The 9,899-nt window shown below is 42.2% G+C and carries 10 protein-coding genes and 1 riboswitch; all 10 genes read left to right on the forward strand.

Annotated features, from left to right (window positions below):
* The first annotated feature begins 312 nt into the window (after nucleotides 1-312).
* On the forward strand, nucleotides 313-1,170 hold the full coding sequence (locus V7659_RS16070) for a mechanosensitive ion channel family protein (RefSeq protein WP_420491374.1): 858 nt from the start codon (nucleotides 313-315) through the stop codon (nucleotides 1,168-1,170).
* A 21-nt stretch (nucleotides 1,171-1,191) separates the two neighbouring features.
* Nucleotides 1,192-1,395, forward strand: a complete 204-nt coding sequence (locus tag V7659_RS16075; protein WP_335540850.1) for an NETI motif-containing protein — start codon at nucleotides 1,192-1,194, stop codon at nucleotides 1,393-1,395.
* A 94-nt stretch (nucleotides 1,396-1,489) separates the two neighbouring features.
* A riboswitch (purine riboswitch) is annotated at nucleotides 1,490-1,591 on the forward strand.
* A 126-nt stretch (nucleotides 1,592-1,717) separates the two neighbouring features.
* The gene (gene purE, locus V7659_RS16080) at nucleotides 1,718-2,206 is read left to right on the forward strand and encodes a 5-(carboxyamino)imidazole ribonucleotide mutase (protein WP_335540851.1); all 489 of its coding nucleotides are present in this window, start codon (nucleotides 1,718-1,720) and stop codon (nucleotides 2,204-2,206) included.
* On the forward strand, nucleotides 2,199-3,347 hold the full coding sequence (purK, locus tag V7659_RS16085; RefSeq protein WP_335540852.1) for a 5-(carboxyamino)imidazole ribonucleotide synthase: 1,149 nt from the start codon (nucleotides 2,199-2,201) through the stop codon (nucleotides 3,345-3,347). Before purE ends, purK begins: the two co-directional genes overlap by 8 nt.
* A gap of 3 nt (nucleotides 3,348-3,350) precedes the next feature.
* A complete protein-coding gene (gene purB, locus V7659_RS16090) occupies nucleotides 3,351-4,649 on the forward strand; it encodes an adenylosuccinate lyase (protein ID WP_335540853.1) in 1,299 nt (432 codons plus the stop codon).
* 207 nt (nucleotides 4,650-4,856) lie between these two features.
* Nucleotides 4,857-5,570 carry a phosphoribosylaminoimidazolesuccinocarboxamide synthase gene (purC, locus tag V7659_RS16095; protein WP_283877125.1) on the forward strand — a complete coding sequence of 238 codons (714 nt, stop codon included), beginning with the start codon at nucleotides 4,857-4,859 and terminating at the stop codon, nucleotides 5,568-5,570.
* The gene (gene purS, locus V7659_RS16100) at nucleotides 5,563-5,817 is read left to right on the forward strand and encodes a phosphoribosylformylglycinamidine synthase subunit PurS (RefSeq protein WP_098934680.1); all 255 of its coding nucleotides are present in this window, start codon (nucleotides 5,563-5,565) and stop codon (nucleotides 5,815-5,817) included. The genes purC and purS overlap by 8 nt, the downstream gene beginning before the upstream one ends.
* A complete protein-coding gene (gene purQ / locus V7659_RS16105) occupies nucleotides 5,814-6,497 on the forward strand; it encodes a phosphoribosylformylglycinamidine synthase subunit PurQ (RefSeq protein ID WP_335540854.1) in 684 nt (227 codons plus the stop codon). The genes purS and purQ overlap by 4 nt, the downstream gene beginning before the upstream one ends.
* Nucleotides 6,481-8,706: a phosphoribosylformylglycinamidine synthase subunit PurL gene (gene purL, locus V7659_RS16110; protein ID WP_335540855.1), complete on the forward strand. Its 2,226-nt coding sequence runs from the start codon at nucleotides 6,481-6,483 to the stop codon at nucleotides 8,704-8,706. Before purQ ends, purL begins: the two co-directional genes overlap by 17 nt.
* Nucleotides 8,682-9,899: amidophosphoribosyltransferase (gene purF, locus V7659_RS16115; protein ID WP_335540856.1), on the forward strand; the 1,218-nt coding region annotated here is incomplete at its 3' end. The genes purL and purF, both read left to right, overlap by 25 nt.

Below are 9,899 nucleotides of genomic sequence, written 5' to 3' on the forward strand. Positions count from 1 at the left end.
GGAACGGGCACTCTGAAAAGCTCACAGTGCCCATGGACGAAGAAATAAGTTTGGAACGGGCACTCTGTAAAGCTCACAGTGTCAACAAACGATGAAAAAAGCCTAGACATGTCATTCTAGCTAAGACTCATGATAATCATCGGCAAAGCTGCTGCATCCAAGTCAATTTAAAGTGACACCTTTCAAAAAGAACAACTCAGCGGGGTTGTTCTTTTTGGTTTACATTAAATTATTTTTCCACACATAGTTTTTAACATCAAACATTGCAAACACTAAGGTATGATTGGAAGACAAGTGGGTGGTTTGATGGATATGGATTGGATGGATTTGCTGCATCACTATAAACTGACAAGCATTTTATTAGCAGCTATTATTGCAAGAGTCATTGTTTTTATCATAAATAAAACCGTGCATAACTTTTTTCTAAAAACCCATTTCATTGAAGAACGGATAGAGCAGACGATTGAAAGCATGATTCGCTCTTTAACCAAATATACGGCAACTCTCAGTTTCATCTTTTTTGCCATATCTCAATATGTTAGTAATTTTGGAAGAATTTTGGCTGGGGCAGGTATACTCGGGGTAATCCTTGGGTTTGGGGCGCAAAGCATCATTAAGGATATTCTATCAGGTATTTTCTTGATTTATGAAAAGCAGCTGCATAAAGGTGATTTTATCACCATCAATAATACCTTTAATGGAACAGTTGTTGATATAGGATTAAGATTCTTAAAAATTCGAGAATGGAGTGGCAAGGTTTTAACGATCAGCAATGGTGAAATAAAACAGATTCATAACTTCAATATTGAACAAATGCGGGTGATTGAAAGAATAGTGGTAAGCTATCGGGAAAATCCTGAAAGGGTGTTTGAAATTCTTGAGATTGCCTGTGAAAAAATCAATGAGCTGCACGAAGCATGTTTAAAGTTAGACCCCGTTAATTGCCCGATAGAACCATTCCAAGTATATGGGATGACCACCATCAATTCAGGATACCGAGGAATTGAATATACGGTTACAGGCCTTGTTGATGATACTTTATACTGGGATGCGGCAAAAGAAGCGAGGCGGATTATCGCTCAGACACTGTTTGATTATGAAATAAAATTGGCAGAAGACACAATGTTAGTAAAGCCGGTTGACAATGTTTTTTTAAAAGGGGGAAAATAAAAGTGGAAAGGGAGGTACTTAATGGTAATGGGTAAAAAGAAAATGCAATTTGAGGTACAATCAAATGAGAGTATTGAGGACTGCTTGAATAGAATGAAAAAGTTGGGCTATACGCCTGTACGCCGAACGGAAAAGCCGATATTTCAAGAAATTAAAAAAGGCAATGAAACGATTTATGAACCAATTGCCCGTCAAATTATCTTTGAGGGCACATTAATAGAGTAAAACACGAACATTAAGGTAGTATTTAAAAATAATGTTCGATTAATTGGTTGACACCTAATGAAGATGATTGTAAGATATAGAAGTGAATTAATCAATAACAATTTATCTTTACCCTCGTATATCCATGGGAATATGGCCCATAAGTTTCTACCCAATAACCGTAAATTATTGGACTATGAGGGAAAGTCAATATGTTCGGTATAATTAAGGGCAGGACCCTTAATTTGTTATCCACTGCCACTATGCCCGAACAAATGGCTTTCTCTTACATGAGAAGCTATTTGTTTCGGGTTTTTTATTTGGGAAAAAAGGGGGATTTTCGATGTCCATTCTTGTTGGAGTGATCATGGGGAGTAAATCGGATTGGGAAACAATGAAACATACTTGTGAGGTTCTCGACCAGTTTGAAATTGCTTATGAAAAAAAGGTGGTATCAGCCCATCGGACACCTGATTTGATGTTTACATATGCGAAGGAAGCCAGAGAAAGAGGTTTAAAGGTGATTATTGCCGGAGCTGGCGGAGCGGCCCATCTTCCTGGGATGGTAGCAGCACAAACTACTTTGCCAGTGATCGGTGTTCCGGTCCAAACACAGGCCTTAAAGGGGTTAGACTCATTGCTGTCTATCGTCCAAATGCCCGGTGGTGTACCCGTAGCTACTGTGGCAATAGGCAAAGCAGGTGCAACGAATGCTGGTTTACTAGCAGCACAAATATTAGCAACGGGTGACGCTGAATTAGCTGGGAAATTAGAAGCAAGAAGAGAAGCCATTAAACAAGAAGTATTAGAAAGTAGTGATCAACTTGTCTAACAAAACGATTTTACCAGGAGAAACAATTGGAATTATCGGCGGCGGCCAACTTGGCAGAATGATGGCTCTAGCGGCAAAGGCTCAAGGCTTCCGGATTGCTGTGTTAGAACCAACGACGGACTCTCCGTGCGGACAAGTTGCAGATATTGAGGTCATTGGGGCTTATGATGATCGCGAAGCCATTAGTAAATTAGCAGAAGTTAGTGATGTCATAACTTATGAATTTGAAAACATTGATGCAGATACACTAGAGTGGTTATGTAACCAAGCAAATGTGCCGCAAGGCCCGCGGTTACTAACAATCACGCAGGACAGGATTAAGGAAAAGGCAGCGATCCAACAAGCAGGTGTAGAAGTCGCACCATATGAAGTGGTAAACAGCCTCGAGGAATTATTTTTAAAAATAAATACCATCGGATATCCGGCTGTCCTGAAAACGGCAAGAGGCGGATATGACGGCAAGGGCCAACTGGTGATTAGAACACCGCTGGATTTGTCAAAGGGTGAACCATTACTGGAACATGGGGCTTGTGTATTAGAAAAATGGATACCCTTTGAAAAAGAAATATCAGTGATCGTGACACGTAAGCTTGATGGGGAAACAACATTTTTTCCAGTGGCTGAAAACATTCATAAAGAAAATATATTAGATACAACGATTGTTCCAGCTAGAATATCAGAAGTTTTACAGAGTGAAGCTGTTCAGCTGGCAAATAAGCTGGCCGATTCGTTACAATTAGTCGGGACGCTTGCTGTCGAAATGTTTTTGACTAATGATGGGACCATTTATATTAATGAATTAGCACCACGACCGCATAATTCTGGGCACTTTTCGATCGAAGCTTGTGAAACGTCACAATTTGAGCAGCATATCCGCGCCATTTGTAATTGGCCGTTAGGGAGAACGGGGCTATTAAAACCGGCTGTTATGGTCAACCTATTAGGAGAGCATCTTGAACAACTGTATAAGGAAATACCGGCCTTGAATGACTGGAAGATTCATTTATATGGAAAAAAAGAAGCTAAAATAAAACGAAAAATGGGGCATGTGACTATTTTGCGCGAAAGTGTCGAGGAGGCCCTTGCAGAAATTAACGAGAGCAGCATCTGGAAACCAGTAAAAGAAAAGATCGGGGGATAAAACATGATTGATCGTTATACACGACCGGAAATGGGAGCAATTTGGACAGAGGAAAACCGCTTTAATGCCTGGCTTGAGGTAGAAATACTAGCCTGTGAGGCATGGGCAGAACTAGGTGACATCCCAAAGGAAGATGTGAAGAAGTTACGCGAAAATGCTTCCTTCAATATTGACCGCATTAAAGAGATTGAAGAAGAAACACGGCACGATGTGGTTGCTTTTACCCGCGCGGTATCTGAAACATTAGGGGAAGAGAAGAAATGGGTTCATTACGGTTTAACGTCAACGGATGTTGTTGATACGGCCCTATCTTATATCTTAAAGCAGGCCAATGCGATATTACAAAAGGACCTGGAAAACTTCATTGAGATTTTAAGAAATAAAGCAATTGAACATAAGCTTACTGTCATGATGGGACGGACACATGGGGTCCATGCTGAGCCAACAACTTTTGGCTTAAAGCTTGCGCTATGGTATGAAGAAATGAAACGGAACCTAGAGCGATTTAAGCAGGCAGCAGAAGGAATCGAGTTTGGGAAAATCTCTGGTGCAGTCGGGACTTATGCAAATATTAATCCGTTTGTGGAACAGTATGTTTGTGAAAAATTAGGACTGCAAAGAGCGCCAATCTCCACGCAGACCTTACAGCGTGACCGTCATGCTCACTACATGTCAACGATTGCGTTGATTGCCACTTCAATTGAGAAGTTTGCAGTTGAGGTCCGAGGGCTGCAAAAGAGTGAAACGCGTGAAGTCGAAGAGTTTTTTGCAAAAGGCCAGAAGGGGTCATCGGCAATGCCGCATAAACGGAATCCGATTGGTTCCGAGAATATGACGGGGATTGCTCGTGTGATTCGCGGGTATATGCTTACTGCCTATGAAAATGTACCGCTTTGGCATGAGCGCGATATTTCTCATTCATCAGCAGAACGGATCATCTTACCTGATGCAACGATTGGTTTGAATTATATGCTGAATCGTTTTGGCAACATTGTGAAAAACTTGACGGTTTATCCAGAGAATATGAAGCGTAATATGGACAGGACACTGGGCTTAATTTATTCCCAACGTGTATTGCTTGCGCTGATTGATAAAGGTTTATCACGTGAAGAAGCATATGACACGGTTCAGCCAAAGGCTATGGAAGCTTGGGAAAAACAAGTTCCTTTCCGCAGCTTGATTGAAGCAGAGGAGAAGATTACTTCACTGCTATCAGAAACCGAAATTGCTGATTGCTTTGATTATAACTATCATCTGCAACATGTAGATACTATTTTTGACCGCTTAGGGTTGAATGAATAAGGCTTTATGTGACCGAAGACATGAAAAAAGAAGCTGTGCGGTAACATAGAGAGGCTTTATGTGACCGAGAACAAGAAAAAAGTACCCTTGCAGTAACATAGAGAGGTCCTAAGTGACAGATATCGAGAAAAAAGCGAGAATTCGGTCACTTATGCTCCTCTCTCACTCTGAAGATTCCCAATATTGCAAAACAGGAGGCGTTTTCCAATGAAAAAACCTTTATACGAAGGAAAAGCAAAACGAATTTACGCAACTGACGATGAACAGATTGTTTTGGTTGAGTATAAGGATTCAGCAACCGCCTATAACGGACAAAAGAAGGCCGACATAACTGGAAAAGGGCGTTTAAATAACGAGATTACTAGTTTGCTATTTTTAAAGCTTAAAGAACAGGGAATTGAGTCCCACTTTATTGAGCGTGTTTCCGAAACAGAACAGCTGGTGAAAAAAGTTACCATCATTCCGCTTGAGGTAGTTGTACGAAATATTGCGGCAGGAAGCCTAGCTAATCGATTGGGAATCGAAGAGGGACGCGAGTTAACTACTCCGATCGTTGAGTTTTACCTGAAAAACGACGAACTAGGAGATCCACTCTTAACAATTGATCACATCCTTGAATTGCAAGTGGCAACGACCGAGGAGGCAGCAATTTTACGAGAAAAGGCACTCCAAATTAATACCGTTTTAGCAAGCTTTTTCAATGACCTTGGCATACGTCTCATCGATTTTAAACTTGAGTTTGGAAAAGACGCTGAAGGCACTATATTACTAGCAGATGAAATCTCCCCTGATACCTGCAGGCTGTGGGATAAAGAAACAAATGAAAAGCTCGATAAGGATGTATTCCGACGTGATTTAGGAAGCTTAACAGATGCCTATGAAAATATTTTAGCGAGATTGGGAGGACGTCAGCATGTATAAAGTAAAGGTATTTGTCACATTAAGAGAAAGTGTTTTAGACCCGCAGGGGAAAGCCGTAACCAACTCATTACACTCTTTAAACTATAAGGAAGTAGCCGATGTGCGCATCGGTAAATATATGGAATTAACGATTGAAAAATCCGAGCGTGATATTAATGAAGTAATCAATGAAATCTGTACCAATCTTTTAGCGAATCCTGTTATCGAAGATTACCGTTACGAAGTAGAGGAGTGTGTTACTCTGTGAAATTTGCAGTAATCGTCTTCCCTGGATCGAATTGTGACATTGATATGTTCCATGCCATTCAAGATGAACTCGGCGAGCAGGTTGAATATGTTTGGCATGATTCTGAGAGCTTAGAAGAATTTGATGGAATTCTGCTTCCAGGCGGCTTTTCATATGGCGACTATTTGCGTACGGGAGCCATCGCTAGATTTAGTAATGTCATGAAGGAAGTCATTAAAGCGGCAGAAGCAGGAAAGCCGGTCCTTGGCGTTTGTAACGGATTTCAAATTCTGCTCGAAGCAGGGTTACTGCCAGGTGCAATGAGACGTAATGAAAGCCTATCTTTTATTTGCAAGCCAGTGGAGTTAAAGGTAGAAAACAATCAGACGATGTTTACGACTGAATACAGCAAAGGCGAATCGATCGTCATCCCTGTCGCCCACGGTGAAGGAAACTACTACTGTGACGAGGAAACCCTTACGAGTCTGAAAGAAAATAATCAAATTGTCTTTACCTATAATCAGAATCCGAACGGAAGCCTTGCAGATATCGCTGGAATCACTAATGAAAAAGGAAATGTCCTTGGAATGATGCCACACCCGGAGAGAGCCGTAGATGAATTACTCGGCAGCGCCGATGGTTTAAAGATGTTCCAATCGATTGTAAAAGCTTGGAGGGAAGCACATGTTGTCAACGCTTGAACCAAATCCTACTCAGATCAAAGCAGAAAAAATTTATCAGCAAATGGGTTTGTCCGATGAAGAATTTGCAATGGTTGAAAACATTCTTGGCCGCACACCAAACTATACCGAAACAGGTCTTTTCTCGGTTATGTGGTCGGAACACTGCAGCTACAAAAATTCAAAGCCTATTCTAAAAAAATTCCCTATTACAGGTGAAAAGGTACTTCAAGGACCAGGCGAAGGTGCTGGAATCGTTGATATCGGTGACGGGCAAGCGGTTGTTTTTAAAATCGAGAGTCATAACCACCCATCCGCAATTGAGCCTTATCAAGGTGCAGCAACAGGTGTAGGTGGGATTATCCGTGATGTTTTCTCAATGGGTGCGCGTCCAATTGCAATGTTGAACTCACTGCGTTTTGGCGAACTAGATTCTGCCCGCGTCCGCTATTTATTCAAAGAGGTTGTTGCTGGGATTGCCGGTTATGGAAACTGTATCGGTATTCCAACGGTAGGCGGCGAAATCCAGTTCGACCCTTGCTATGATGGAAATCCGTTAGTGAATGCGATGTGCGTTGGGTTAATTGACCATAAAGACATCAAAAAAGGGCAAGCACATGGTGAAGGAAATACGGTGATGTATGTTGGGGCAAAAACCGGCCGTGATGGAATTCATGGTGCAACATTCGCTTCTGAGGAATTAACGGAACAATCAAGTGAAGATCGTCCAGCGGTTCAAGTTGGCGATCCATTCATGGAGAAGCTGTTGTTAGAAGCTTGCCTAGAACTGATTCATTGTGATGCCCTAGTTGGTATTCAAGATATGGGTGCAGCCGGACTTATTAGTTCATCTGCAGAAATGGCCAGCAAAGCTGGAATGGGTATTGAGATGAATTTGGACTTGGTGCCGCAGCGTGAAACAGGAATGACTGCCTACGAAATGATGCTGTCTGAGTCCCAAGAACGGATGCTTATCGTTGTTAAAAAGGGAAGAGAACAGGAAATCGTTGAGCTTTTTGAAAAATACGGTTTAGAAGCCGTAGGGATTGGAACGGTTACTAGCGATAAACAGATGCGCCTATTCCATAAAGGAGAAATCGTGGCGGATGTTCCGGCTGATGCACTAGCGGAAGAAGCACCGGTTTACCATAAGCCATCAAAAGAACCAAGCTATTTTGCTGAATTCCAAGCGATGGAAAACGAAGTTCCTCAGGTAGACGATTTGAAGGGAACGTTAGTAAGCCTTTTAAGCCAGTCAACGGTAGCTAGCAAGGAATGGGTTTATGAGCAGTATGATTACATGGTGCGTACAAACACGGTCGTTTCACCAGGTTCTGATGCAGCGGTTGTAAGAATTCGCGGCACACGAAAAGCGCTGGCAATGACAACCGATTGTAATTCTCGTTATGTCTATTTGGATCCGGAAGTAGGCGGGAAAATCGCCGTAGCTGAAGCAGCACGTAATATTGTATGTTCTGGTGCAGAGCCTTTAGCGATTACAGATAACTTAAATTTCGGTAACCCAGAAAAGCCAGAAGTGTTCTGGCAGATTGAAAAAGCAGCGGATGGTATGAGCGAAGCCTGCCGTGTCCTCGAGACACCGGTTATCGGCGGAAACGTTTCTTTATATAACGAAACTAGCGGCACAGCGATCTATCCAACACCTGTAGTAGGGATGGTTGGTTTAGTAACAGATCTTGATCATATTACAACGCAGCACTTCAAACAGAGTGGCGACCTTATTTATTTAGTAGGGGAAACAAAGGATGAATTTGGCGGCAGTGAGCTGCAAAAGCTTCTGAACGGAAAAGTATTCGGTAAAGCTCCTGAATTAAATGTAACGATTGAAAAAGAAAGACAAAACCAGGTTCTTGCTGCGATTCGTGCAGGAGTAGTGGAATCCGCGCATGATTTATCAGAAGGCGGTTTAGCGGTTGCATTAGCTGAATGTCTTTTCGGGAATGAAAAGCTCGGTGCAGAAGTAAGCATCGCTGGAAATTCAATCTCAGCTTTATTCAGTGAAACACAATCTCGTTTTCTTTTAACAGTAAAAGCAGAAGATAAGAGTGAGTTTGAAAGTTTAGTAGACGCAGTACAAATTGGAACAGTGAATGATTCAGCAAAGCTGCAAATCACAAATGGTGAATCAACAGTACTTGAAGCTTCGATTGAAGAATTAAAAGCGGCCTGGAAAGGGGCGATCCCATGCTACCTGAAATCAAGGGATTAAATGAAGAATGTGGCATCTTTGGTGTCTGGGGGCACCAGGATGCAGCACAGCTGACCTATTACGGACTTCACAGCCTGCAGCATCGCGGCCAGGAAGGGACCGGAATTGTGGTCTCAGATGGCAAACAGCTTAAAGGGGTAAAAGGTGAAGGACTAGTTGCTGAGATTTTTACCACGGAAGCGATGAAGGAACTGACAGGTACATCAGCCATCGGTCATGTTCGTTATGCAACAGCAGGTGGCGGCGGTTATGAGAATGTTCAGCCGCTCTTGTTCCATTCACAAACAGGAAGTCTTGCGCTTGCCCATAATGGAAACTTAGTTAATGTTAATTCATTAAAACATCAGTTGGAAGCTCAAGGAAGCATTTTTCAAACAAGTTCTGATACTGAAGTATTAGCGCACCTAATGAAAAGAAGCGGCTACTCCGATTCAAAGGACCGTGCCAAAAACGCGCTTTCTATGTTAAAAGGGGCATATGCTTACTTGATTATGACAGAAAACGAATTAATGGTGGCACTAGATCCGCACGGATTAAGACCTCTTTCGCTTGGTTCCCTGGGTGATGCTTATGTTGTCGCATCGGAAACCTGTGCATTTGATGTCGTTGGAGCGGAGTATATTCGCGATATTCGGCCGGGAGAACTATTAATTATCAATGATCAGGGGCTAGTATCTGAACAATTCGCTGTTAGTTCAACAAAAGCGATTTGTACGATGGAATATATTTATTTTTCAAGACCGGACAGCAATATTCAAGGAATCAATGTGCACACCGCCCGCAAAAATATGGGTAAAAGATTAGCAATAGAGGTACCAATTGAAGCCGATGTTGTCACAGGCGTTCCTGATTCAAGTATCTCAGCGGCAATCGGTTATGCCGAAGAAGCAGGGATTCCTTATGAAATGGGATTAATTAAAAACCGTTATGTAGGTAGAACCTTCATCCAGCCTTCTCAATCGTTACGGGAGCAAGGGGTCAAGATGAAACTCTCGGCCGTTCGTGGAGTCGTGGAAGGGAAACGGGTTATCATGGTCGATGACTCAATCGTGCGCGGGACAACGAGCAGAAGAATTGTCAATCTCTTGAAAGAAGCAGGGGCGACAGAGGTACATGTGGTAATCAGTTCCCCGCCTATTAAGAATCCATGTTTTTATGGGATAGATACATCAACAAAAGAAGAATTAATTGCC

Origin of the sequence: Neobacillus drentensis (assembly GCF_036966985.1) — a bacterium.
Classification (GTDB): Bacteria; Bacillota; Bacilli; order Bacillales; family Cytobacillaceae; genus Neobacillus; species Neobacillus drentensis_E.

What these genes read in the sequence shown, in the direction of transcription:
- V7659_RS16070 (WP_420491374.1), top strand. Translation starts at nt 313, where the DNA reads ATGGATTGGATGGATTTGCTGCATCACTATAAACTGACAAGCATTTTA.
- V7659_RS16075 (WP_335540850.1), top strand. Translation starts at nt 1,192, where the DNA reads ATGGTAATGGGTAAAAAGAAAATGCAATTTGAGGTACAATCAAATGAG.
- purE (WP_335540851.1), top strand. Translation starts at nt 1,718, where the DNA reads ATGTCCATTCTTGTTGGAGTGATCATGGGGAGTAAATCGGATTGGGAA.
- purB (WP_335540853.1), top strand. Translation starts at nt 3,351, where the DNA reads ATGATTGATCGTTATACACGACCGGAAATGGGAGCAATTTGGACAGAG.
- purC (WP_283877125.1), top strand. Translation starts at nt 4,857, where the DNA reads ATGAAAAAACCTTTATACGAAGGAAAAGCAAAACGAATTTACGCAACT.
- purS (WP_098934680.1), top strand. Translation starts at nt 5,563, where the DNA reads ATGTATAAAGTAAAGGTATTTGTCACATTAAGAGAAAGTGTTTTAGAC.
- purL (WP_335540855.1), top strand. Translation starts at nt 6,481, where the DNA reads ATGTTGTCAACGCTTGAACCAAATCCTACTCAGATCAAAGCAGAAAAA.